This window comes from Novosphingobium humi, assembly GCF_028607105.1.
GTDB lineage: Bacteria > Pseudomonadota > Alphaproteobacteria > Sphingomonadales > Sphingomonadaceae > Novosphingobium > Novosphingobium humi.
In genome coordinates, this window is record NZ_CP117418.1 from 1242007 (window position 1) to 1266923 (window position 24917).

General features: G+C 64.0%; 16 protein-coding genes. 5 read left to right on the forward strand and 11 right to left on the reverse strand.

Annotated features, from left to right (window positions below):
- Positions 1–42: 42 nt before the first annotated feature.
- Positions 43–1371: an enolase C-terminal domain-like protein gene (locus PQ457_RS21350; RefSeq protein WP_273619811.1), complete on the reverse strand. Its 1329-nt coding sequence runs from the start codon at positions 1369–1371 to the stop codon at positions 43–45.
- Positions 1371–2285 carry a 5-dehydro-4-deoxyglucarate dehydratase gene (kdgD, locus tag PQ457_RS21355; protein WP_273620427.1) on the reverse strand — a complete coding sequence of 305 codons (915 nt, stop codon included), beginning with the start codon at positions 2283–2285 and terminating at the stop codon, positions 1371–1373. The genes PQ457_RS21350 and kdgD overlap by 1 nt, the downstream gene beginning before the upstream one ends.
- 399 nt (positions 2286–2684) lie before the next feature.
- Here kdgD and PQ457_RS21360 point away from each other — a divergent pair, with 399 nt between their 5' ends.
- The gene (locus PQ457_RS21360; protein ID WP_273619812.1) at positions 2685–5591 is read left to right on the forward strand and encodes a TonB-dependent receptor plug domain-containing protein; all 2907 of its coding nucleotides are present in this window, start codon (positions 2685–2687) and stop codon (positions 5589–5591) included.
- 58 nt (positions 5592–5649) lie between these two features.
- On the opposite strand, the gene PQ457_RS21365 is transcribed toward PQ457_RS21360, so the two are convergent.
- A complete protein-coding gene (locus PQ457_RS21365) occupies positions 5650–6798 on the reverse strand; it encodes an MBL fold metallo-hydrolase (RefSeq protein ID WP_273619813.1) in 1149 nt (382 codons plus the stop codon).
- A gap of 87 nt (positions 6799–6885) precedes the next feature.
- On the opposite strand from PQ457_RS21365, the gene PQ457_RS21370 reads away from it, so the two are divergent.
- Positions 6886–8076 carry an enolase C-terminal domain-like protein gene (locus PQ457_RS21370; protein WP_273619814.1) on the forward strand — a complete coding sequence of 397 codons (1191 nt, stop codon included), beginning with the start codon at positions 6886–6888 and terminating at the stop codon, positions 8074–8076.
- A gap of 101 nt (positions 8077–8177) precedes the next feature.
- Here the strand turns inward: PQ457_RS21370 and PQ457_RS21375 are convergent, their stop codons facing one another.
- From PQ457_RS21375 to PQ457_RS21390, 4 genes are read right to left on the reverse strand one after another with little or no spacing between them, the layout of a single operon-like run.
- Positions 8178–9200: a sugar kinase gene (locus tag PQ457_RS21375; protein WP_273619815.1), complete on the reverse strand. Its 1023-nt coding sequence runs from the start codon at positions 9198–9200 to the stop codon at positions 8178–8180.
- Entirely contained in the window at positions 9197–10552 is a 1356-nt protein-coding gene (locus PQ457_RS21380) for a mannitol dehydrogenase family protein (RefSeq protein ID WP_273619816.1), read from the reverse strand. Before PQ457_RS21380 ends, PQ457_RS21375 begins: the two co-directional genes overlap by 4 nt.
- Entirely contained in the window at positions 10549–11967 is a 1419-nt protein-coding gene (gene uxaC / locus PQ457_RS21385) for a glucuronate isomerase (RefSeq protein WP_273619817.1), read from the reverse strand. The genes PQ457_RS21380 and uxaC overlap by 4 nt, the downstream gene beginning before the upstream one ends.
- Positions 11968–11989: 22 nt before the next feature.
- On the reverse strand, positions 11990–12745 hold the full coding sequence (locus tag PQ457_RS21390; RefSeq protein ID WP_273619818.1) for a FadR/GntR family transcriptional regulator: 756 nt from the start codon (positions 12743–12745) through the stop codon (positions 11990–11992).
- Between the two features lie 129 nt (positions 12746–12874).
- Between PQ457_RS21390 and manD the strand changes: the two genes are divergently transcribed.
- Genes manD through PQ457_RS21405 form a run of 3 tightly spaced genes read left to right on the forward strand, consistent with a single transcriptional unit; the run spans position 12875 to position 17784 of the window.
- Positions 12875–14083 carry a D-mannonate dehydratase ManD gene (gene manD, locus PQ457_RS21395; protein WP_273620428.1) on the forward strand — a complete coding sequence of 403 codons (1209 nt, stop codon included), beginning with the start codon at positions 12875–12877 and terminating at the stop codon, positions 14081–14083.
- Positions 14084–14113: 30 nt separating this feature from the next.
- Complete coding sequence (locus PQ457_RS21400) at positions 14114–15361, forward strand: MFS transporter (protein ID WP_273619819.1); 1248 nt, start codon at positions 14114–14116, stop codon at positions 15359–15361.
- Positions 15362–15366: 5 nt separating this feature from the next.
- Complete coding sequence (locus PQ457_RS21405; RefSeq protein WP_273619820.1) at positions 15367–17784, forward strand: TIM-barrel domain-containing protein; 2418 nt, start codon at positions 15367–15369, stop codon at positions 17782–17784.
- Between the two features lie 66 nt (positions 17785–17850).
- Here PQ457_RS21405 and glpK read toward each other — a convergent pair whose 3' ends face one another.
- From glpK to PQ457_RS21425, 4 genes are all read right to left on the reverse strand, one after another.
- On the reverse strand, positions 17851–19326 hold the full coding sequence (gene glpK / locus PQ457_RS21410) for a glycerol kinase GlpK (RefSeq protein ID WP_273619821.1): 1476 nt from the start codon (positions 19324–19326) through the stop codon (positions 17851–17853).
- Positions 19327–19338: 12 nt separating this feature from the next.
- A complete protein-coding gene (gene glpD / locus PQ457_RS21415) occupies positions 19339–20844 on the reverse strand; it encodes a glycerol-3-phosphate dehydrogenase (protein WP_273619822.1) in 1506 nt (501 codons plus the stop codon).
- A gap of 114 nt (positions 20845–20958) precedes the next feature.
- Entirely contained in the window at positions 20959–22230 is a 1272-nt protein-coding gene (locus tag PQ457_RS21420) for an MFS transporter (RefSeq protein WP_273619823.1), read from the reverse strand.
- Positions 22231–22245: 15 nt separating this feature from the next.
- A complete protein-coding gene (locus PQ457_RS21425; protein WP_273619824.1) occupies positions 22246–24912 on the reverse strand; it encodes a glycoside hydrolase family 2 TIM barrel-domain containing protein in 2667 nt (888 codons plus the stop codon).
- Positions 24913–24917 lie beyond the last annotated feature (5 nt).

Consider the following 24917-nt stretch of genomic DNA (forward strand, 5'->3'; position numbering starts at 1 on the left):
CTCCTGTTCAACGCACTGTGGCGTAAAACTGGGGCGTAAATATTAGCGCACCAAACAGGGCCGCTTGTTGTCAAACGTCCAGCCGGGGATAAGGTACTGCATGCCCATCGCGTCATTGCGCGCGCCCAATCCGTGCTGCTGATACAGTTCATGCCCGCGCGCCAGCGCGTCCTCGTCGATCTCGATCCCCAGCCCCGGCTTGTCGCTGATGGCAACATGGCCGTCCTCGATGCGCGGCGGATTTTTGGTCAGGCATTCGCCATCCTGCCAGATCCAATGCGTGTCGATGGCGGTGACTTTGCCCGGCGCGGCGGCGGCGCAATGGGTGAACATGGCCAGCGAAATGTCGAAATGGTTGTTCGAATGGCTGCCCCATGTCAGGCCGAAGGCATCGCACAGGTGGGCGACGCGCACCGCGCCCTCCATCGTCCAGAAATGCGGATCGGCCAGCGGGATGTCCACCGATTGCAGCGAGAGCGAATGGGCCATCTGACGCCAGTCGGTGGCGATCATGTTCGTCGCGGTGGGAAGGCCTGTGGCGCGACGGAATTCGGCCATCACCTCGCGCCCGGAAAAGCCGTTCTCCGCGCCGCAAGGGTCCTCCGCATAGGCCAGCACTTCGCCCAGCGGCTTCATCAGGCGGACCGCCTCGGCCAACGACCACGCGCCATTGGGGTCAAGCGTGATGCGAGCCTGCGGGAAGGCCTCCTTCAAGGCCCGCACCGCCAGCACTTCCTCGTCGCCCGCCAGCGCGCCGCCCTTCAGCTTGAAATCGCGGAAACCGTATCGGGCCTGCGCCGCGCGGGCCAAGGCCACCACCGCCTCAGGCGTCAGCGCCTCGCGGTTGCGCAGGCGCTCCCATTCATCCGCGCTGTCGCTTTCATCACGATAGGGCAGGTCGGTTTTCTTCGGATCGGCGATGTAGAAGAGATAGCCCAGCATCTCCACCCGGTCGCGGTGCCGCCCGGTGCCCAAAAGGTCCGCCACTGCCACGCCGACATGCTGGCCCAGCAGGTCGAGCATCGCCGCCTCGATCGCGGTCTGAGCGTGGATCGTGGTGCGCAGGTCAAAGGTCTGCAAGCCCCGACCGCCCGCATCGCGACTGGCAAAGGCGCGGCCTACCTGAGCCACCACACTGGCATGAGTGCCAAGGGGCCGCCCCACGACCAGCCCCCGCGCATCCTCCAGCGTCTGGCGGATCGCCTCGCCGCCAGGCACTTCGCCCAGCCCCTTGCGCCCGTCGCTGTCGGTCAGGATGACGATGTTGCGCGTGAAGAAAGGCGCATGCGCGCCCGACAGGTTGAGCAGCATCGCATCATGCCCCGCCACCGGCACAACGCGCATATCGGCAATAACCGGAGCAGATCCCATCAGAGGCTCGCCTTCGCCTTGGCCACCAGAGCGGCCAGTTCTTCATGTTCCGCCGCCGAAAGATCCGTCAAGGGCGTGCGCACCGGGCCGGCGGGGCGGCCAATGACATTCATCCCCGCCTTCACGATGGAAACCGCATAGCCCCGCCCGCGATTGCGCAGCGCAATATAGGGCAGCACGAAATCGCGCAGCATCTGATGCACCCGTGCATGATCGCGCGCGCGGGCGGCCTTGTAAAAGGCCACCGCCCATTCGGGCAGGAAATTGTAGATCGCCGAGGAATAGGTCGTCACGCCCATTTCCAGATAGGCGGGCGCAAAAGTCTCCGCCGTGGGCAGGCCGCCGATATAGGTCAGCCGGTCGCCCAGCTTGCAATAGATGCGCATCATCAGCTCGATATCGCCCACCCCGTCCTTGTAGCCGACAAGGTTGGGGTTACGCTCGCACAGGCCCGCCAGCGTGTCCTCGTTCACCACCGCATTGTCGCGGTTATAGACGATCACGCCCAGATTGGTCGAACGGCACACCGCCTCGATATGGGCGGCAAGGCCTTCCTGTTTGGCCCCCACCAGATATTGCGGCAACAAGAGGATACCGTCGGCCCCGGCCTTTTCCGCCCCTTGCGCGATTTCCGTCGCAATCGCCGTGCCATAGCCGCAGCCCGAAATGACCGGCACCCGGCCGGCAGTCTCTTCCACCGCCGCGCGCACCACCTGCACCGTTTCGGCAGGCGTCAGCGAAAAGAACTCGCCCGTGCCACCGGCCGCAAACAGCGCCGCCACATCATGTTCGAGCATCCATCCGCAATGCTGCCGATAGGGCGCTTCATCAAAGCGCAGGTCCGCATCGAAATGCGTGACCGGAAAGGACAGCAACCCCGAGCCGATTACCTTTGCCATGTCCTGTGGGGCCATCATCTTTCGCCATCCTGTGTTTTGGTTGATCCTTGCCTTTGGGCTAGGACCAGAAGGCGCGATGCGTCCATATCCATTCCTGGTTCAATTCATGCCGGATCGGCATCGCTTGGCCAATCCTTTGCATATCAGCCGTCCCCGGCGGGTTCATAATGCCAAATCGCCCCGTAAAACAGCGGATTTGGCGATTGCCCCGGCCCATCAGTGCGCGTTGGGCATTGTTCCATGCCCAACGCGCAATGGTTGCCCGCAAAAGGCGCGGCATAAAAGGGCGCACAAGCCATAGCGCCGAGACAGAAATGCGGCGCGTGGGGGAAAACCTGAGGCAAGAGCCACAGGCCAGAGGATGTCAGCATCATGCCGCCCGGCGGGATGGTGCTGTGAATGGGGGATGCCATCATGAAAAATGCCCGCACCATGCGCCATATCGCCAATCGCAACCGCCTGATTATCGGCAGCAGTCTGGCTGCGCTTATCCTGCCTGCCACGACACATGCGCAGACCGCGCCCGCGTCCGCCAATCCGCCGGGCGCGGCCGAGATCATTGTCACCGGATCGCGCATCACGGCCAGCGGCTTTAACGCGCCCACGCCCACCACGGTGGTTTCCATCGAACAATTGCAGCAGGCCGCCCAGCCCAACCTGTTTGATTCCATCGCCCAGTTGCCCGCCCTTCAGGGCAGCGTCGGCACCGCCAACACGCGCCAGAACGGCGGCACCAGTTTCGGCAACAACGGCCTTTCGGCGCTCAACCTGCGCGGTCTCGGCTCGATCCGCACGCTCACCCTGCTCGACGGCCAGCGCGTCGTGCCAGCCTATATCACCGGCATTGCCGATGTCAGCCAGTTCCCGCAACTGCTGATCAAGCGGGTCGATGTGGTGACGGGCGGCGCATCGGCCTCGTGGGGTTCGGACGCGGTGGCGGGCGTGGTCAATTTCGTCACCGACAAGACGTTCAAGGGATACAAGGCCAATTTGTCGGGCGGCACATCGACCTATGGCGACGACCAGAGCGTGCTGGCGCAAGCCGCCGCGGGCTGGGGCCTGATGGGCGACCGGATGCATATCGAGGTCGCAGGCGAATATTTCCGCAACGGCGGCGTGCCGGGCGGCGAGGTGGGCGGGGCGCAGCCCAATGGCCGCCCCGATGCCTATCGCTCGGGCACGACCTCCTATGCGCTGGGCGCGCAACCGGCGGGCTCGCCGCAATTCTACGCCTATCCCTATAATGCCCAGACCACCACGCTGGGCAGCGTGGGTCTGATCACCGCAGGCCCGCTGGCGGGCACCGCCTTTGACAAAAGCGGCAACCCTTACGCCTTCCAATATGGCACGGGCTGCGTCTCGGGCACCTGCGTTGGCGGACAGCAGGACAATTACATCACCACCAACACGATCGACAATCCGATCAACCGTGTGGTCGGCTATGGCCGCATCGGGTTTGACCTGACGCCCAACATCGAAATCTACGCCACGGCCAATGTGTCCGAGGTGCGCACCAGCAACACGCCGATCGCCTATCCGCGTAAACCCGGCAATCTGACCATCCAGTGCTCAAACGCCTATCTGGCCTCGACCACGATTCCCGCCCTTTGCGCGTCCAAGGGCATCACCAGCTTTTCCTATGGCACGGCCAATGCGATCATGCCGGGCAAGGAAACGATCTATTCGGTGCGCCGCCAGTATCGCTTCGTGCTGGGCACCGAAGGCTCGTTCAACATCGGTTCGACGCCGATCAAATTCGACGCCTATTATCAGCATGGCACCAACAATGTGCATGTCGATATCCGCAACATGACGCTGAACGGGCGTTATAATGCGGCGATCAATGCGGTGCGTGATTCAAATGGCAATATCGTCTGCTCCTCGGCCACGGCGCGGGCGGCGGGATGCATTCCGATCAACATCTTTTCGGGCGCGACGATCTCCGATGCCGCCTTTGCCTGGCTGACGGGGGGCACCGGCCCTTATCAATACAGCACCTTCAAGGAGGATGCGGCCAGCATCGCGTTTAACGCCACGCCTTTCCACAATTGGGCAGGCGATGTTTCGGTGGCGCTGGGCGCGGAATGGCGCAATGAATATTACAAGACGATTTCCGACCCCTATGGCAATGGCGTCACGGTCGACACGCCCAACACCGCCACCTATCCGGCCGACCCGCTGCTTTCGGCCGGGGGCAACAACTGGTTTGCGGGCAATTACCACAATGGCTCGGGCGCCTTCAATGTGCGCGAGGCTTTCCTCGAGATCGGCCTGCCGCTGCTGAACAGCAAGCAGATCGGCAAGATCGACCTCAGCCTTTCGGGCCGCACCGCGCATTACAGCACGGCGGGCAATGCCAATACGTGGAAGGTGGGCGCGACATGGGATACGCCTTTGTCGGGCCTGAAACTGCGCGGGGTGGTCTCGCGCGATCTGCGCGCGCCCAACCTGTCGGAACTGTTTGCCGCGCCGCAGACCGCCAACCAGCCCGTCATCAACCGCGCCACCGGCGGCACGGTGCAGGTGGTTTCCACCACGCTGGGCAATCCGGCGCTGAAACCCGAAATCGCCAAGACGATTGACGTAGGCGCGGTCTATCGCCCGGATTTCATTCCGGGGCTGAGCGTCTCCTTCGACTATTACGACATCCGCCTCAATCAGGCGATCTCGACCCTGACCAACCAGCAGGTGATCGACCTGTGCTATAACGGCAATACAACCTATTGTTCCAACGTGAAATTCACCGGCACGCTGGGCACCTCGGACTACCCCTATGTGATCTCGCAGCCCTTCAATCTGGCCTCGCTCAACATGCGCGGCTTTGACATCGAGGCCGCCTATCGCCGCAATCTGGGCAAGGCGGGGATGTTGACGCTGCGCGCTCTGGCCACCCATGCGATCTCGATGGTCAGCAACACCGGGATCGCGGGCCAGCAGATCGCGCAATTGGCCGGCAACAATACCGAAACCGGCAATGGCGTGCCCAAGTGGAAGATCATGCTGCAACAAAATTGGGAAAAGGGCCCGGTGTCGCTGACGCTGACCGAACGGATTATCAGCGCGGGCTATATCGACCCCAATGCGATCGTCTGCTCAACCACCTGCCCCGCCTCGACGGTGCAGAACCCGACCTATAATTTCAACCACATCCCCGGCGCCGCCTATCTGGACATCGGCGGCAATTACAAGCTGGGCAAGGCCACGCAGGTCTATTTCAAGATCGACAATGTGTTCAACCACCGCGCCCCGCCCTTTGGCGGCACGCTGCTCTATGATCCGATCGGCCGCATGTTCCGCCTTGGCGTGCGGGTCGCGATGTAATTCGGCCGGTTCATTCCACCGGCGGCCCGCCCTCCTTGGCCGGAGGGCGGGCCTTTTCTTATGGCTGTTCCGGGTCCAATCCCGCGCGCACCAGCCCAAGCTGGCTGCAGGTTTCCTGAACCTTGTAATAGCGCGCCAATTTATCCGGCCCCACCACAAAGGGATTGGCATCGCCCGCGTGGCGATAGTTCAGCAATTCAAGTTTCTCAAACGCGCCATCCTGCACCGGATGATTGGCCAGCATAACATCGGCCCCGGCCCGCGCCGCCAGATCGGCAAAGCGGCGCATCGAGGCGATATGGGGATAGCGCTGCATCGGATCACGCGGCGCGCCAAACCCGCCAAAGAAGGCCGCGACATGGCGCTTGCCATGGTCGGTCACGTCAAAGATCGTCGAAACCGTCCCCGGCGTATGGCCGGGCGTCACATAAAAATGCAGCGTGGTCGCGCCCAGTTTCAGCGCCTCGCCATCGGCAATGGTCCGGTCCTTGCCCTCGATCCGGGCGGGAGGCATCGGGGCGCCTTCGGGTCCTTCGGCCCTGCCCCGCGCGCGCATGGCATCCATCGCCGCCCAATCGGGGGCCGAAGAAATCAGAGCCGCGCTATAGGTCTTGCGCAGAAATTCCGCCCCGCCGTAATGGTCGCCATGGGCATGGGTGATGACGATATAGCGCAGCCGCGTCGGGTCCAACCCCACCGCCTTCAGCCCCGGAAGGATGATCTCGCGGGCCTGCTCCTCATTCTCCAACGCATCGAACAGCACGATGCCCTCGGCCGTATCGAGCGCCCAAGCGGATTCGGCATTCTGGCCGACGAAATAAAGCTGGTCGAACACCTTGGCGGGGGGCAGCAGGGCGTTCATCTGCAAGGCATTGACCCGCTGGCGAAAACGCGGGTCGGTGATGCAGCGGTGGACGAAATCGCCGAACAGGTCATCGCCCGCAACGGTGCGTGCGCGGGCCATATATTCGGCGGCCAGCGCTCTGTTCTCCTTGGGAAATTCGGCCAACTTCGGATAGGTGGCCACAGGCGGCGTCCGCGATTGCGCGTGCAGCGCCCCGCCCATGGCCAGCGCCGACAATAACGCCATTTTCATTCTCCACCGCATCGCTCTCTCCCTTGCCGGGCGGGCCTGCCCCGCCTCGCGGGCATGGTGCGACACCTGCGCGCGGGCCTCCAATGCGCAGGCGCTGTCATCCGATGCCATATGCGGATTGATCCATCCTGTTTCAGCAATGGGACCGCGCGATCCGGCGCGTTACTGTCCCGGCCAAAGACAAGAGGGAGAGAGACGATGGCCATCACGCGCCGCGCCGCGTTGGGCGGTATGACAGCCTTGCTGGCGGGACTGCCTCTGGCGGGGCCGGGCGATATGGCGCTGGCCGAAACGCGGGCGCGGGCGGGCGCGTTGGGGCTGAAGATCACGGGGCTGAAGACCTTCCTCGTCGCCCCGCGCTCGATCTTTGTAAAGGTTTATACCAATCAGGGCCTTACCGGGCTTGGCGTGGCGATCCAGACATCCAAGGAAATGGCCACCGCCGCCGCGATCATGGAATGCGAGCGCGTGCTTGTGGGCCGCGATCCCACCCGGATCGAGAGCCTGTGGAACGAACTCTACCAAACCCCTCGCTGGCGCGGCGGGCCGCTGACAGCCGCGATCAGCGCGCTCGACATCGCCTTCTGGGACATTCTGGGGCAGGCGCTGGGCGCGCCGATCTACACTTTGCTGGGCGGGGCTGGCGCCACTCGCCTGCGTATCTACGGCAGCACGATGGACATGACCCCCGCCATTTTCGAGGCGCAAAAGGCACAGGGCATCACCGCCACCCGCGTTCAGGCCCCCAAGGGCAGCATCCCGCAGATGATCGCCACCACCCGCCGCTGGCGCGAGATCGTCGGCCCGGATCATCATTTGGCCGTGCATATGGACGGCACGATGCCCACGCGCGATGCGCTGCAATATCTCCATGGGGTCGAGGATCTGAACCTGCTCTGGGTCGAGGAGCCGATCCAGATGGATGATATCGAAGACTGGGCGCATCTGCGCGCGCATACCACCACCGCGCTCGCGACGGGCGAGCGGGTGCTGACCAAATGGGGCTTCGCGCCTTACCTCAATCGCCACCTCATTGACTTTGCCCAGCCCGATCTGGCGGCCTGCGGCGGCATCACCGAGGCGCGCAAGATCGCCGCCCTGTGCGAGGCCAACCGCATCCAGATCGCGCCCCACGGCCCCCATGAAACGGCGGGCGCGCTGGCCAATTTCCACCTCGACGCCTCGACCACCGCCTTTTACGCGCAGGAGGTGCGCGATTACACCTCGCAATTCGAGCTGGACCTGCACGAAGGCCAGACACCCAAAATCGTCAACGGCTTTTGCGAATTGTCCGACCGCCCCGGCCTTGGCACCGTGCTGAACGAGGCGGTGGCGGCCAAACGGCCCTATCAGCCTTTGACCAGATCGAGCGAGGGGCGCGCGTTCTGATTAACGCATCGGGCTGCCGTCATCGTTGAACAGGCGGTACGGGCCGGTGTTCCCATCAGCGCCGCGCCGTCCGCCCATGGATCACGCCCCGATGGGTGGCCTTAACGCCGCACATCGCCCGAATTGCCTGTAAATCCTTCGATTTCCGCGCGCGGCAGGCGTAGCCAGTCGCCATGCAGCGAATGTTTGAGCGCATTCATCGCAAGGCCAAGCTGCGCCATCTTTTTGGCGTCGCCGCCCTCGATCCAGCCCGTCAGCACGCCCGCGGCAAAGGCATCGCCGCTGCCCACACGGTCGATGATATCGGTGATCTCGATTTCCGGCGTCTGGTGCCGATCCTCGCGCAGGTCCACGCGGGCCGAGAGGCGGTGGTGGGTCTGCGTGATCGGATGGCGGGCAGTGCTGGCCATGACCTGAAGGTTGGGGAAGGTGGCGAAAGCGGCCTCGACTGCCTCGCGCCGCCGTTCCGCGCCGTCGCCGGAAAAGGGTTTTTGCAAGAGCAGCGTCATGTCGCGGTGATTGCCGAACATGATTGTCGCCTCGGCCAGCAATTCGAGCAGGATCTCGCGCGGATTGCTGTCCCAGGCGGCCCAGAGACGCTCGCGGAAATTGCAGTCGAAACTGACCGGAACACCAGCGGCGCGGGCCGCCTTGATCCCGGCGCGGGCGAGGTCAACGCCGCCCGGCCCCAGCGCGGCGGTGATGCCGGATATGTGGAACAGGCTTGCGCCATCAAGCGCGGCGGCGAAGTCGAACTCCTCCGGTCGCGCGTTGGCAAAGGCCGAACCGGCGCGGTCATAGGTGATCGCGCTGGGCCGCAGCGAACCGCCGACTTCTAGGAAATACAGGCCCATACGGCCATCCCCGCGCACGAAATGCGCGACATCGACGCCTGCGCCCGCCAGCGCCGCGCGGGCCTTGTCGCCCAGAGCATTGGCCGGAACCTTGGACACGAACCGCGCCTGATGCCCCATCGCCACCAGCGCGACGCCGACATTGGCCTCCGCCCCGCCGATGGTCAGGTCAAGCGATTGCGCATCGGCAATCACCCGCCCCGCAGGCGTGGCGAAACGCAGCATCACCTCGCCGAAACAGACGACAGGGCCAGAACGATCCTTGGTCATCGCGCCAATCCTTCCATAATCAGCGCCACTTCCGCCGAGTTGGGCACCCAATCGCTCTCGATCAGGCCATTGGGACCGAAGAGTCCGGACACCGGCTCTGCGTTTTGGGCCGCCACGCTCAATTCGGTTGCCCTTGGGTCATCGACGGGGCCGTTTTGGCCGCGCAGGTGTTTGATCCAGGCGGCGATGGCCGAGAGGATGGCGGGGCAGGAGCGGCCCTGCGCCTGATGGGCGGCCAGCGTGGCGAGCCAGCGCTGGGGGATCTTTTGCGAGCCGTCCATCGCGATCTGGATCAACCGGTGGTTGAGCGCGGGATTATCGAAGCGCTCGATCAGCGCGTCGGCATAGGCGGCAAGATCCATGCCCTCGGGCGCGGGAATGGTGGGCGCGGCCTCCTCGCGCATCAGGCGCAGCGCCATCGCGCGCAGGGCCGGATCGCCAACAGCCTGATGAACATAGGTATATCCACCCACCAACCCGCAATAGGCCAGCGCCGAATGCGCGCCGTTCAGCATCCGCAGCTTGGCCGTCTCATAGGGCGCGACATCGCCCACGATCTGCGCGCCGACCGCATCCCACGCGGGGCGCGGCCCGGCGAAATTGTCCTCGATCACCCATTGGCTGAAAGGCTCGGTCATCACCACGCCCTCGTCCCGCAGGCCCAGCAGGCCCTCGACCTCGGCTCGGTCGGCATCCGTGGTGGCGGGCACGATGCGGTCGACCATGCTGCACGGAAAGGTGCAATGCGCGCCCACCCAATCCACCAGATCGGGATGATGCGCGGCCAGATATTCACCCATCAGGCGTTTGAGCTGATGCCCATTGTCGGCCAGATTGTCGCAGGACAGCAGCGTCAAACCGCCGATCCCCGCCGCCTTGCGCGCGGCAAAGGCATCGGCCAGCAGCGGATAGAATCCCTGCGCGGCCAATGCGAGATCAAGGCCCCCGTCGGCACGGCGGCAATAGCCCTTTTCCGTCACGGTAAAGGTGACGATATGCGTGGTCGGAGCGCAAAGCAAAGCTTTGATCCGCGCGAGGTTTTCCGGCGCCACGATCACCTCGGCCACGCTGCCGACGACCCGCAGTTTCGTGCCCTCGCCTGACTTTTCCGCCAGCGTGTAGAGCCCGTCCTGCGGGTTCAATTGTTCGCCAACGGTCGGGCTGCGCAGCGAAATGCCCGCGATCAGCCAGTCGCCGCCGAAAGCCTCCATCGCCCGATCCGTGTACCACGCCTGATGCGCGCGGGTGAAGGCGCCAAGGCCGAAATGGACGATGCCGATGCGCTTGGCCGCCCGATCATAGGCGGGCAAGGCAGCATTGGCGGGCAGATTTTGTGCGGAAATCCGGCTCACAGTCGATAGGCCTTTTTCACCAGATTATAGGTCAGGTCCTGTGCCAATTCGGCGGCTTCCCAATCGGCCATCCGGTGTTCGACCACCATTTGCGCCAGGAAACCGCAGTCGATCCGCCGGGCTACATCATGGCGCGCGGGGATCGAGAGAAAGGCCCGCGTGTCGTCGTTGAAACCGACGGTGTTGTAGAAACCGGCCGTTTCGGTGGTGGCATGGCGGAAGCGGCGCATGCCTTCGGGACTGTCGTGGAACCACCATGCCGGGCCGAGTTTGAGGCAGGGATAATGCCCGGCCAGCGGCGCCAGTTCGCGGGCATAGGTCGATTCATCCAATGTAAACAGGATGATGGACAGGCCCGCCTCATTGCCATATTTATCCAGCAACGGCTTCAAAGCGTTGACATAATCGGTGCGCATCGGAATGTCGGCGCCCTTGTCGCGGCCAAATCCGGCAAACAGCGCGGCATTGTGATTGCGGAAAGAACCGGGATGGATCTGCATCACCAGCCCGTCCTCAAGGCTCATGCCCGCCATTTCGGTCAGCATCTGGGCGCGGAACAGTTCGGCATCGGCCGGTGTAAATTCGCCCTTGGCCACGCGGTCGAACAGCGCCTCGGCCTCAGCCGAAGACAGGTTGGCGGTCTGGGCGGTGGGGTGGCCGTGGTCGGTGCTGGTCGCGCCATGGGCCGCAAAAAAGGCGCGGCGCCGGCGATGGGCGGCCAGATAGCCCTGCCATGTCAGGCAATCCTCGCCGGTTATTGCGCTGAAACGCTTGAGATTATCGCGGAAGCCTTCGAACTCTGGATCGACCACCGGATCGGGGCGATAGGCCGTCACCACCCTGCCCTGCCAGCCACCGGCCTTATTCTCGGCCATAATCGCGGCGTGATGCGCCAGATCATCGAGCGGGCTTTCGGTCGTCGCGATGACCTCGATATTATAGCGGTCGAACAGCGCGCGCGGGCGGAAGGCATCGGTCGCAAGCTGCTCGGTAATCGTGTCGAAATAGAGATCGGCCGTCTCGGCGCTCAGCATGTCGGTCATGCCGAAGACCTGCGAAAACACCCAATCCGACCACATGCGCGAGGGCGTGCCGCGATACAGATGCCAGTTTTCCGCCAGAATCCGCCATGCCTTGCGCGGGTCATACGTCGCCTTGGCCGGGCCGATCCCCAGATCCTCGAGCGCCACCCCCTGCGAATAAAGCATCCGGAACAGATAATGGTCCGGGCGCAGCAGCAGCTCGGTCGCATTGCCGAAAGTCTCGTTGCGGGCAAACCAGCTCGGGTCCGTATGCCCATGGGGCGATACGATCGGCAGGCCCGCAACGCCCGCATACAACGCCCGCGCCACCGCGCGAACGCCAGGCTCAGCAGGAAACAATCGGTCAGGATGCAATTCAAGGGGGCGGGGCATGGAGCAATCTTTCTCTTATTTTTCAACTGGTAGCTTTGGTATACCGATCCCTGCGCGCTTGGGATGCGCGGCGGGCTTCGGCGATGGCCTTTTCCTCGGTGGCGAAGAGGAGGCTGTCGAGGACGGAAGCAAGGTGGGTGCGCATAGCGGCGCGGGCGGCGGCCGGGTCGCGGGCGCGCAGGGCTTCGAGGACGGCGGTGTGCTCCTCGACCACGGGTTTGATGTTGGCGCTGCGGGCCTTTTCGTGCAGCAGCGCGCTTTCCGGCGAATCCGCGCGCAAGGACCACAGGCGCTCGACCGCCTCGGCCACGGCCGCGTTGCGCGTGGCCCGCGCAATGGCGAGGTGAAAGGCGCGGTCGGCCTTTTCCGTGCCATGCGGATTGCTGTTCTCGCGCTCGATCTCCTCGACCAATGCGGCCAGTTCTGCCAGACCTTCCTCGGTGATCGTGGTGGCGGCCAGCGCGGCAGCCTCGCCCTCGAACAACAGGCGTGCCTCGGTCAGTTCAAAGGCGGAAATGTTGAAGCCGGGGATGTCGCCCTTGCCCGGCAGGCGCCGCACATAGGCGCCCGAACCCACGCGCACCTCGACCAGCCCCTGCACTTCCAGCGCGATCACCGCCTCGCGCACGGTGGGGCGCGAGACGTTGAATTGCGCGGACAATTCGCGCTCGGCCGGCAGGCGGTCGCCCACTTCATAACGGCCGCTGACAAGTTCATCCATCAAACGCCGCGCAAGGTCCTGATAGAGGCGCTCTTGTGCGGGACTGGTATCGTTCATTGAGGTCACCTTCCGCGAAATGGCCTTACCGCTTAATTAGAAATTGACAGGCCAACTCAAATTGGTCAAGAGTCTTCTCTAGCACAAGCAGACCAATTCGGGAACATTATCCCCATGAGCACCGCTCCCATGAAAATCACCTCCGCCCGCGTCATCGTCACCTGTCCGGGGCGCAACTTTGTCACGCTGAAAATCGAGACCGATCAAGGCGTTTACGGCATTGGCGACGCCACGCTCAACGGCCGCGAAAAGGCGGTGGTGTCCTATCTGGAAGACCATGTCATCCCGTGCCTTATCGGCATGGACCCGCGCAATTCCGAGGACATCTGGCAATATCTCTATCGCGGGGCCTATTGGCGCCGCGGGCCGGTGACGATGCGCGCGATTGCTGCGGTGGACGTGGCGCTGTGGGACATCAAGGCCAAGATGGCGGGCATGCCTTTGTACCAGCTTCTGGGCGGGCGCAGCCGTGATGGCGTGATGGTCTATGGTCATGCCAATGGCTCGGACATTGCCGAGACGGTGGATGCGGTTGGTCAGTATATCGACATGGGCTATAAGGCGATCCGCGCCCAGACCGGCGTGCCGGGCATCAAGGACGCCTATGGCGTGGGCCGGGGTAAGCTGTTCTATGAACCGGCCGATGCGGCGCTGCCCTCGGTGACGGGTTGGGACACGCGCAAGGCGCTGAATTACGTGCCGAAACTGTTTGAAAAGCTGCGCGAGACCTATGGTTTCGACCACCATCTGCTCCATGACGGCCACCATCGCTACAGCCCCACCGAGGCCGCGCAGCTCGGCAAGGCTTTGGAGCCTTACTCGCTGTTCTGGCTGGAGGATGTGACGCCGGCGGAAAATCAGGAAGCCTTCAAGCTGATCCGCCAGCACACCACCACGCCGCTGGCCGTGGGCGAGATTTTCAACACGATCTGGGACGCCAAAGACCTGATCCAGAACCAGCTCATCGACTATATCCGCGCGACCATCGTGGGCGCGGGCGGCATCACCCATCTGCGCCGCATCGCGGACCTTGCCAGCATGTATCAGGTCCGCACCGGCTGCCACGGCGCCACCGACCTCTCGCCTGTGACCATGGGTACGGCGCTGCATTTCGACACCTGGGTGCCCAATTTCGGCATTCAGGAATATATGCGCCACACGCCCGAAACCGACGAGGTTTTCCCCCACGATTACCGTTTCGAGGCGGGCATGCTCTATGTCGGCGATACGCCGGGCCATGGCGTGGACATCGACGAGGCCCTCGCCGCCAAGTACCCCTACAAGCCCGCATACCTCCCCGTCGCAAGGCTCGAAGATGGAACCATGTGGAATTGGTAAGCCATAAATAATCGGGGAGAGGACAAGAACATGACATGGCGCTCGGCAAGGTTGCGCATTCTGTTGCTGGTGATGGTGGGAACCATCATCAACTATATCGCGCGCAATTCGCTGGGCGTCCTGGCGCCCCAGCTCAAGGCCGATCTGGCCATCACGACCGAGCAATATTCCTATATCGTCGGCGCGTTTCAGCTTGCCTACACGCTGATGCAGCCGATCGGCGGGATGCTGATCGACAAGATTGGTCTGACCGCAGGTTTCGCCCTTTTCGCGCTGGCGTGGAGTCTGGCCAATATGGCCCATGGCGCGGCGCGGGGCTGGCTCTCGCTGGCGGCGTTCCGCGGCATGTTGGGCATGGCCGAGGCCGCCGCGATTCCGGCGGGGATGAAGACCATCGGCGAATGGTTTCCCGATCGCGAACGTTCGGTGGCGGTGGGCTGGTTCAACGCGGGCACGTCGCTTGGCGCGGTGATCGCGCCGGTGCTGGCCGCCGTGGTCGCCAAGGTCTATGGTTGGCAGGCGGCCTTTGTCGTCACCGGGGCGCTGGGCGTGTTGTTCGCCGCGGCATGGTACAAATTCTATCGCTCGCCCGGCGATGCCTCCTATGTCACGTCCCAGGAACTGGCCGAAATCCGCGAGGGCCAGCGGCCTGTCGAGGCCAGCGCGACAACGCTTGGCGCCATCGCCAAAACCAAGCGCTTCTGGGCCATCGCCGTCCCACGCTTTCTGGCCGAACCGGCGTGGCAGACCTTCTCCTTCTGGATCCCGCTCTATCTGGCCAAAGAGCGCGGCATGGACATCACCCAGATCGCGCTTTTCGCATGGGTGCCGTTTCTGGCGGCCGATGCGGGGGGTATTCTGGGCGGCTATCTCGCGCCTTTCCTGCAACGCTGGCGCGGGCTTTCCCTTGAAGGCTCGCGCATCGCCGGGATATCGCTGGGTGCGGTGATGATGATCGCGCCGGGCTGCGTCGGCCTTGTCGCCAGTCCTTATGCCGCCATTGCGCTGCTTTCCCTTGGCGGCTTTGCGCATCAGATCATTTCGGTGCTCATCAACACGCTCTCCGCCGATGTCTTTCCCAAGGGCGATATTGCCAAGGCCAACGGGCTGGTCGGCATGGCCGGATGGACCGGCGGCCTGCTCTTCTCGCTCGCCATCGGGCAATTGGCCGACCGGATCGGCTATGCCCCGCTCTTTGCCTGCCTTGGCGCTTTCGATCTGATCGGGGCGGTGTGGCTCTTTGCCATGCGCCGCCACCTCATTCTGCAAAAGGCCTGACCCTCATGCGTAAATCCAGCCTTGCCCATCCGCCCCGCTTTTCGCTGGCCGAGCGGGAGGGGCCGCGCGTCACCCTGCATGCCGACACCGGCGCGATTGCGCATATTTTCGTGGCCGAAGAGGATATTATCCGCGTCCTGCTGCTGACGCAGGGCAGCGTGACATCCGCGCCGAGCTGGGCCATCGCGCCGGGGCAGAGCGATATTGCCGAGCCGGGCCGCGACCGAATGAGCGTCGAAGGCTTTGCCGCGCCCGATTTCAGCATCGAAGAAACCGACAGCCATATCACCATCGCCACCACGCGCCTGCGCCTCTCCATCGCGCGCGAAGGGTTCTTCTGCACATGGCACCAGATGGTCGATGGCGCGTGGCAATTGATCGCGCAGGACCGCCCGACGCAGGCCTATAATTTCGGCTGGTGGGACGATGGCGTCTATCACTATGTCACGCGCCAGAGCGGCGAGCGCTATTATGCGCTGGGCGAAAAGGCAGGCGCAATGGACCGCGCGGGCCGCCGCTTCCGCCTGACCAATCTGGACCCGATGGGCTATGACGCGGGCGCGAATGACCCGCTGTACAAATCCATCCCCTATATCCTCGTGGTCAACGCAGAGGGCGCGGCGCATGGCGTGTTTTACGACACCACCGCCGATCCGACCTTCGATTTCGGCCATGAGCATGACAATTATCACCCGCATTACCGCTATATGCGCTCGGAAAGCGGCGATCTCGACTATTACATGATCGCCGGGCCCGATGCGCGCGAGGTCACGCGCCGCTACACATGGCTGACCGGGCGGCCCGCGTTTCAGCCGCGCTGGGCGGTGGGCTATTCCGGCTCGACCATGACCTATACCGACGCCCCCAACGCGCAGGAGCGGATGGGCGAATTCATCGAAGGCATCAAACGCCACGACATTCCGTGTGAGAGCTTCCACCTCTCCTCCGGCTATACATCGATCGGCGACAAGCGTTACGTCTTCCACTGGAATCGCGAAAAATTCCCCGATGTGGGCGCTTTCGTAAAATCCTATGCCGATGCGGGCGTCGAACTGGTTCCCAATATCAAGCCCGCGCTGCTGGTCACGCATCCGCTTTATGATGAACTGGCGGCCAAGGGCTGGTTCGTGTCGGACGCCGATGGCGATCCCATCGTCTGCCAGTTCTGGGACGAGGTGGGCAGCTATGTCGATTTCACCAACCCCGATGCGGCGGCTTGGTGGCGCCAGCAGGTGACGCGGCAATTGCTGGAATATGGCATCCGTTCGACTTGGAATGACAACAATGAATATGAAATCTGGGACAAGCGCGCCCTGATTTCCGGCTTTGGCGCGCCCCGCCCCGCCGCCGCCGAGCGCCCGGTGCAGACCTTGCTGATGATGCGGGCAAGCCGCGCCGCGCAGATCGCCTATCGCCCCGACGAACGCCCCTATGTGGTGACGCGCAGCGGCATGGCGGGCATGCAGCGCTATGCCCAAAGCTGGTCGGGTGACAATTACACCGACTGGAAAACGATCCGCTATAATCAGAAAATGGCGCTGGGCATCGCGCTGTCGGGCGTGTCGAATTTCGGCCATGACATCGGCGGTTTCGCCGGCCCCGCGCCCGAGCCGGAACTGTTCCTGCGCTGGATTCAGGCGGGCATCGTCATGCCGCGTTTCTCGATCCACAGCTGGAACACCGACCGCACGGTGAACGAGCCATGGATGTATCCCGAGGCCACCCCGGCCATCGTCGGCATGATGCAATTGCGCCGCGCGCTGCAACCGATGCTCCATGATCTGCTCTGGCGGCACCATGCGCATTATGAGCCGGTGAGCCGCCCGGTCTGGCTGGATTTCCCGCATGACCGCCGCGCATGGGAGGATGGCGACACCCATCTGCTCGGCCCTGATCTGCTGGTGGCCCCGGCGATGGACAAGGGCGTGGAAAGCGTCACGGCCTATCTGCCGACGGGCGCGAACTGGTATGATATCCGCGATGACCGTGCCTATGCGGGCGGACAGGAGGTTGCGCTGGACGCGCCGCTTTCGGGCCTGCCGCCGATGCTGGCGCGCGAGGGTTCAGGCCTGTTCCTCGATCTGGCCCCCGCCGGTTTCGTACAGGCAGCGCCCCAGCCCGCCGTCCTGCTTTATCCCGCGCCGGGCCTCGGGCTATTCACATGGAGCGGCTTTGACGAGAGCGGCAATGCATGGCCCGATGCCGATCACCCGCCGCTGTGGAATGTCTGGGTGAAAAGTGCTTCGGATGCGATCACCATCGTGGCGGCATGGACCGGCCATGGCCCCGCCCCGGCCGATGCTCTGCGCATCGTTCTGCCTGCGGGCGAGACGCGCGCGATCACGCTCAATGGCGCGGTGGTGGCCGCGCGCATCGAAAACGTGCTGGGCGTTGCGCGCAAGGTTCTGGACGCGGTGATCTAAAGAAAAGGCCGGGCCGCGCTGAGGGAAGCGCGGCCCGGCCGATAGACCGCAACGCTGGTGAGAGGTTCAGCGTGCGGTGGCGCGGCGGATGGCGGCTTGCCACCCGGCCTGCAATTTCTGGCGCGCGGACGCCTCCATCTGCGAATGGAAACGCACCACTTCGCCCCGGCTCTCGCCCGACAAAGCATCCGGCCACGCCCCGCCGGCATGGCCCGCCAGCATGGCCGCGCCCAGCGCCGTGGTTTCCAGATTGGCGGGACGTTCGACCACAATGTCGAGAATGTCGGCAAGGAATTGGCAGAACCAGTCATTGGCCGCCATGCCGCCATCAACGCGCAAAGCCGCCAGCGCGCCTGCACCATCGGCCTGCATCGCGGCAACCAGATCGGCGGTCTGGAACGCCACCGATTCCAGCGCCGCGCGAGCGATATGCGCCGCCCCGCTGTCAAAGGTCATGCCCGTCAGCATTCCGCGCGCCTCGGTGCACCAATGCGGCGCGCCAAGGCCGACAAAGGCCGGCACCATATAGACCCCGCCATTGTCGGGCAGGCGGGCGGCCATTTCCTGTGTCTGTCGCGCCTCGACAATGATGCCCAGCCCGTCGCGCAGCCATTTGATCGCCGCGCCCGCCACAAAAAGCGAGCCTTCCATCGCGTAATGCGTCACGCCGTCAATGCGATAGGCCACCGTGGTCAGCAACCGGCTGCGTGAGCGGGTGAGTGTCTCGCCCGTGTTCATCAGCATGAAGCCGCCGGTGCCATAGGTGATCTTGGCCTGACCCGGCGCCAGGCAGGATTGGCCCACCAGCGCGGCCTGCTGATCGCCCGCGATGCCGCGAATGGGGATGGCCCCGCCCAAAAGATGCGTTTGCCCAAAATCATCCGCGCTCTGGCACACCTGCGGCAGAACGGCGGCGGGAATGCGGAACAGGGCCAAAAGATCGGGGCACCAGCGCTGTTTCCGGATATCAAACAGCAGCGTACGCGAGGCATTGGTGATGTCGGTCTTATGCTCGCGCCCCTCGGTCAAGCGCCAGAGCAGGAAAGTGTCGATCGTGCCAAAGGCCAGTTCGCCCTTTTCCGCCCTTTCGCGCGCGCCCGGAATCGTATCCAGCAGCCATGCCAGTTTGGTGGCCGAGAAATAGGGGTCGAGCAGCAGGCCGGTGCGCTCCTGCACCAGCGGCTCATGACCCGCCGCATGCAATTGCGCGCAGAGTTCCGCCGTGCGCCGGTCCTGCCAGACAATCGCGCGGTGGAGCGGGGCGCCGGTCGCCCGGTCCCATAGAACCACGGTTTCGCGCTGGTTGGTGATGCCGATGGCGGCGATGTCGTCCGCCCCCATCCCGGCCTTGGCCATGGCCCCTCGCGCCGTGGCCAAAGTGTCGCGCCAGATATCCTCGACATCATGTTCGACCCAGCCATCGGCGGGATAATGCTGGGCAAATTCCTGCTGCGCGCTGGCGATCACCTGATGCGCGGGCGAAAAGATCAGGCTGCGGGTCGAGGTCGTGCCCTGATCGATGCTGAGAATATGGCCGCTCATAATGCCCCTCGCCTATCGGTTCTGTTCAAGCCATTGGTCGACCCGCCGGGCCATGTCGGGCGGCGCGGTCAGACCCAGCTTGCTGCGCCGCCACAGCACGTCAGCGCTGGTGCGCGCCCATTCGCGATCGGCCAGATAGCGCAATTCGGCCTCGTACAACCCATGGCCGAAATCCTCGCCCAGATCGCCGAGCGATTGCGCATCGTCCAAAATCCGCTCGATCCGCGAACCATAAGCATGGGCCAGACGCGCGGCCAGTTCGGCCGAAAGGAAAGGCCAGCGGCGGCGCACATCGGCAAGGAAAGCGGCAAACCCGCCCGTAAAATCCCCGCCCGGCAAAGGCGCCGTGCCCGTCCATCCGCCCCGCATCGACGGCAGGAAAGGTTCGAGCATTTCCAGCGCATGTTCGGCCAGACGGCGATAGGTGGTCAGTTTCCCGCCAAAGATCGAGAGCACCTGCGGCCCGCTCTCGCGCCCCAGTTTCAGCACATAGTCGCGGGTGATCGCCTTGGCATCCGCCCCGCCATCGTCATAGAGCGGACGCACGCCCGAATAGGTCGAGACGACGTCATCGGGGCCAATCTGGCCCTCGAAATAATCATTCACCGTGGCGCAGAGGTAATCGACCTCCTCCGCCGAGATCTTGGGCGCATCACGTTCTGCTTCGCCCACAAGCAGGTCGGTCGTCCCCACCAGCGTGAAACCATCCTGATAGGGGATGGTGAAAACGATCCGTCCGTCCTTTTTTTGCAGGATAAAGGCATGGTCGCCGGGATAGACGCGGCGCACGATGATATGGCTGCCCTTGACCAGACGGATGCCGCCATGGGCCTGCGCCTGCGGTATCGCCCCCAGCATCGCGCCCACCCACGGACCCGCCGCATTGACCACGGCGCGGGCCCGCACCTGCTCGGCGCCCTGCGCGCTGCTCAGGTCGATCAGCCAGTGGTCATCCTCGATCTTCGCGCCGGTGGCGGTCACGCCCGTGCGGATCGTCGCCCCGCGCTCGGCCGCGTCGATGGCGTTCAAGACCACCAGCCGCGCATCATCAACCCACGCGTCGGAATAGACAAAGCCCTTGGCCAGCCCCGGCTTCAGCCCCGCCCCCCAGCGCGGATCGCGCAGGTCGATGCCATGCGAGGGCGGCAAGGTCTGTTTCCCGCCGATATGGTCATAGAGCCACAGGCCGATGCGGATCATCCATCCCGGCCGCCCGCCCTTGGGCTGGGGCAGGACAAAGCGCAGCGGCCAACTGATATGCGGAGCGATATGGATCAGCCGCTCGCGCTCCTGCAAAGCCTCGCGCACCAGCCGGAACTCGTAATATTCCAAATAGCGCAGCCCCCCATGGATCAGCTTGGTGCTGGCCGAAGAGGTGTGCGCGGCCAGATCGTCGCGTTCGACCAGCAGAACCTTGAGGCCCCGCCCCGCCGCATCGCGCGCAATCCCGGCCCCATTGATGCCGCCGCCAATCACCAGCAGGTCATAATCGGCAAGGGGGGGGAGAGCTTGAGCCATCGACATTTCCTGATCGTGTGCAATCGGCAGGCGCGCAACCCTGCGGACTTCTGCCTAGGCTATCATTCCAATCCTGTCAATTGGTCATTCCAATTAACCGGGATTTGCCATCCATCATCCCTTCATCTTGCGGATCAGTGTCCACAGGATCGCACAGCCCACCAGATCCAGCCCGCTAAGGCTGACAAACAGCGGATTATAGCCAAAGGTATCCGCGCTTTGCCCGATCAGGAAGGTGAAAAGGATGCCCCCGATCCAGGCCGCCGATCCGGTCAGACCACTGACCGTACCGACCCGGTTGCTGGGGAACATGTCCGAACACAGCGTGATCAGCGCGCCATTGAGCATCTGATGCGCGAAACCGCCGATGCAGAAAAAGATGATCGCCATCATCGGGCTGGTGGCAAGGCCGATGCAAGCCGGGCCCGCCATCAGCAGCGCGCCGCAGGTCATGGTGATCTTGCGCGAGGCAATGACCCCTGCCCCCCGCCGGATCAGCCATCCGGGCAGAACCCCCGCCGCCAGCGACCCGAAATCGGCCGCCAGAAACGGCAGCCAGGCCCAGAGCGCCACGGCCTTCAGATCCAGATGCCATGCGCTGACCAGATAGAGCGGGATGAAGAAGTTGAACGTCTGCCACGCCGGTTCGGCAAAGAAACGCGGCAAGGCAATCGCCCAGAACGAGCGCTCTTTAAGCAGCGACCAGCGGCTGGGCATCGGGCCGTCCGAGGCCGCGCCATCCTGTGCTCCCTCTTGTGTCCCGGCCTGCCCATCACGGATCATTGCCAGTTCCTGCGCCGAAAGCCGGGTATGCTCTTCGGGCCGCCGGTAACAGGCCCACCACATCAGCGCCCACACCATGCTGAGCGCGCCCGACACCACAAAGGCCGAGCGCCACCCCCACCACAGGATACAGAAGGCCACCAAGGGCGGGGCGATCATATTGCCCACGCTCGTGCCCATCTGGAACGCGCTGGTGGCCAGCGAGCGTTCGCGCGCAGGGAACCATTCGGACACGACCTTGGTCCCGGCGGGAATGGCCGCGGCCTCGTTCGCGCCCAGCAGGCTGCGGAAAAAGGCCAGACCGACCCAGCCCCCGGCCAGCGCATGAAGCGCATTGGCCACCGCCCAGCCCACCGCAAAGATCATGAAACCCAGCCGCGTGCCCAGCGCATCCAGCACCGCGCCCGCCACCGTCTGCATCACCGTATAGCTGGCCTGAAAGGCGATCACGATCCAGCTGTATTGCTGGGTCGTGATGCTCAGTTCCGCCTTCAGCGTGGGCGCGGCCACCGAAAGCGTCGAGCGCGCCAGATAATTGAGCACGGTCCCCAGCGTCACCAGACCGATGATCCACCAACGCAAGGATTTGATTTTGCCAGCCATTTACGCAGGATACCTTTATTGAGCGTCAAGTTCGATCAGCGAGACCCGCGCCGGAGCGCTGCCCGCCTTGAACTCCAGATCGATCCGGCCATTGGACTTGACCTCGAAGCTGCGCGCCACGGCCACCGCATCGGTCGCAGGGGCGGCCGGTTCAAAGGCGCGCAGGATGGGCTTGCCATTGGCGCGGACGTCGAAACCGCCCTTGGGCTGACCCGCAAAGGCCGGGAACCACAGAGTCAATTTATAACGACCGGCGGGCGCGGGGATGTGATAGGCAAAGTCACCCTTGCGATAGGTGGCGATGGCATCGCGCTCACCCGTGCCGCCGATGCGGGCGGGCTGGGCCGGGCGGCCGTAATCGGCGGGCTTGTCCAGACTGGCCGCTTCGCCGCCTTCAAACCAATTGTCCGAGCCAAGCAGCCGGACGCCGCTTTTGGCCGCAACCAGCGTGCCGGTGTCGATGACGATATGCCCGCGTTTGTCGGGCGAGAGCGTCCATGTGATCTGATCCTCCACCGCCGCGCCATGGCGCGAGCCGCGCGCCACCAAACGGTTTTCGCCCGCATCCAGCGTCACGGCGGGCCAGACGCAAACCATCTGCGCGCAACCCTCGCGCTTGCCCAGCGAGCGGCCGTTGAGCAGCAATTCGGTGCTGTCGGCGTTGCTGTAGACCTTGACGTCGGTGGTGCCATAGGCGCGGTTGGCATAGCGCCGTCCGGTGATGCGGATCGTGGGCGCATCGCTCCAGTTCGCCTTATAGAAATACCAGGCATCCTTGCGGGTCTTGTGGTCATAGGCCACCAGCCCCTTGGTGTTGATGTCCTGGGCATCGCCCTCGGTGCGCACGGTGGTGGCAAAATCGAAGGAATTCCACAGCCACGAGGCATAGAGATAGGGCCGCGCGGCGATCTGGGCCAGCGCGGTTTCGTGGATATAGGATTCATATTCCTCGGGCTGGGCCGCGCCGCGCGAATCCGGCGCTCCGCCCAGCACATTGTCCGTGTGGATCGTCAGCGCCCCGCCCGCGCCATATTCCGTCACGGACAGAGGCTGGGCCGGGCGCTTGGCGTGCAATTGGTCCAGCGCCGGGCCAAGATCATTCGCCTTGCCGAAATACCAGCCGAAATAGCGATTTGTCCCGCCCAGATCGGCCGCCACCGCCGTTTCGGGAATGGCGACATCCGCGCCGAACAGCCGCCCTTCACAGCAGGTGGCCAGAGCAGTCGGGCGCGAAGGGTCCTGCGCCTTGGCCAGCGCCTGCATCTCATGCAGCAGCGGCATGGGGTCGGGCGTCTTGTCATTCGTGCCGCCCCGAACGAAAGCGGGCAGCGAATTGCCGAAATCGACCTCGTTGGCGATGCTCCAGATGGCGGTGGCGGCGTGGTTGTAATTCTGATGGATCAGCTCGTTCAGTTGCTGGCGTGCATTGGCCACCAATGCGGCTTCCGGCTCCAGCTTGCCCGCCATCGTCCACACCGACACCAGCGGCACTTCGTCCCACAGCACGAGGCCATAGCGGTCGGCCAGATCATGGATCACCTGTCCATGTTGATAATGAGTCAGCCGGATCGAATTGACGCCCATCTCGCGCATCGTCGCCACATCTTCCTCGACATCGGCGGGGCTGATCGCCCAACCCTTGCCGTCGCGGTCCTGATGATAGCCCACGCCGTGCAGGACATAGGGCTTGTCATTGAGGAAGAAGCCCTTGTCGGCATCGAAGCGCATGGTGCGGATGCCGAAATTCTGCTCGACCGTATCGCTAACCTTGCCGTCGGCGCCCAGCACCTCGGCGCGCAGACGATAGAGATAGGGATCGGCCACGCCCTGCCACAGATGGGCGCCGGGAACGGTCAGATCGGCGGCCACTTCCTGTGTCGCCTTGACGCCAAGGTTCTGCTTGACCGTGGTCTGCGCCGCCACGCGTCCCTCGCGGTCGATCAGCGCGATGCGCGCCGAGGCCGCAGCCGGCTTGCCAGCATCATTGGTCAGGCGCAGCCGGACATGGACCTGCGCATCGCCGCCCTGAACCGTCGCCGTGTTGGCATAGAGGCCCGGCCCGCCGAAATCATTCATATCCACATGCAAAGGCGCAGTAGAAACCAGCCTTACCGGGCGATAAAGCCCGCCATGCACAAAAAAGTCGCCGAACAGCGGCAGCACATCCGAAGTCGATGACCCGGCCGCAGGCTGCGAATTGTCCACCCGCACGGCCAGCACATTGCTCTGCCCCGGCTTCAGCGCGGCGGTGGCATCCAGACGGAAGCGGCTAAACCCGCCGCGATGTTCGCCCAGCAGGACGCCGTTGAGCCAGACCTGCGCCACCCGGCTTGCCGCATCAAATTCGATCCACGTCTTGCGCCCGGCAAGAGTGGCAGGCGCATCAAAACGGTTGCGATACCAGCCCACGCCCATCTTCTTGGCCACCGTGGCCGCGGTGTTCGTGCCGCCCAGATCGTGGTGATAATAACCCACCCGGTTCCACGTATGGGGCACGGAAACCGCCTGCCATGCGCCATCGGCGAAATCGGGTTTGGCGGCATCGGCCGGGGCGTCCTGCCCGGTAAAGCGCCAGTCGGAGGCGAGCGGGAGGACCGTGCGGGCCTCCTGCGCGGCGGCATGGGAGGCAAGCGCGGCGCCCAACGCAAGGGCGGCGGTACGGGCGAGGAAACGTGCGATCATCAGGG

Bases quoted from the DNA above. Each gene is read 5' to 3' on its own strand.
- PQ457_RS21405 (WP_273619820.1), top strand. From the start codon at position 15,367: ATGCGTAAATCCAGCCTTGCCCATCCGCCCCGCTTTTCGCTGGCCGAG.
- PQ457_RS21400 (WP_273619819.1), top strand. From the start codon at position 14,114: ATGACATGGCGCTCGGCAAGGTTGCGCATTCTGTTGCTGGTGATGGTG.
- PQ457_RS21425 (WP_273619824.1), bottom strand. From the start codon at position 24,912: ATGATCGCACGTTTCCTCGCCCGTACCGCCGCCCTTGCGTTGGGCGCC.
- PQ457_RS21370 (WP_273619814.1), top strand. From the start codon at position 6,886: ATGGCCATCACGCGCCGCGCCGCGTTGGGCGGTATGACAGCCTTGCTG.
- PQ457_RS21420 (WP_273619823.1), bottom strand. From the start codon at position 22,230: ATGGCTGGCAAAATCAAATCCTTGCGTTGGTGGATCATCGGTCTGGTG.
- manD (WP_273620428.1), top strand. From the start codon at position 12,875: ATGAAAATCACCTCCGCCCGCGTCATCGTCACCTGTCCGGGGCGCAAC.
- uxaC (WP_273619817.1), bottom strand. From the start codon at position 11,967: ATGCCCCGCCCCCTTGAATTGCATCCTGACCGATTGTTTCCTGCTGAG.
- PQ457_RS21365 (WP_273619813.1), bottom strand. From the start codon at position 6,798: ATGGCATCGGATGACAGCGCCTGCGCATTGGAGGCCCGCGCGCAGGTG.
- PQ457_RS21360 (WP_273619812.1), top strand. From the start codon at position 2,685: ATGAAAAATGCCCGCACCATGCGCCATATCGCCAATCGCAACCGCCTG.
- PQ457_RS21390 (WP_273619818.1), bottom strand. From the start codon at position 12,745: ATGAACGATACCAGTCCCGCACAAGAGCGCCTCTATCAGGACCTTGCG.
- PQ457_RS21375 (WP_273619815.1), bottom strand. From the start codon at position 9,200: ATGACCAAGGATCGTTCTGGCCCTGTCGTCTGTTTCGGCGAGGTGATG.
- glpD (WP_273619822.1), bottom strand. From the start codon at position 20,844: ATGGCTCAAGCTCTCCCCCCCCTTGCCGATTATGACCTGCTGGTGATT.
- PQ457_RS21350 (WP_273619811.1), bottom strand. From the start codon at position 1,371: ATGGGATCTGCTCCGGTTATTGCCGATATGCGCGTTGTGCCGGTGGCG.
- glpK (WP_273619821.1), bottom strand. From the start codon at position 19,326: ATGAGCGGCCATATTCTCAGCATCGATCAGGGCACGACCTCGACCCGC.
- kdgD (WP_273620427.1), bottom strand. From the start codon at position 2,285: ATGGCCCCACAGGACATGGCAAAGGTAATCGGCTCGGGGTTGCTGTCC.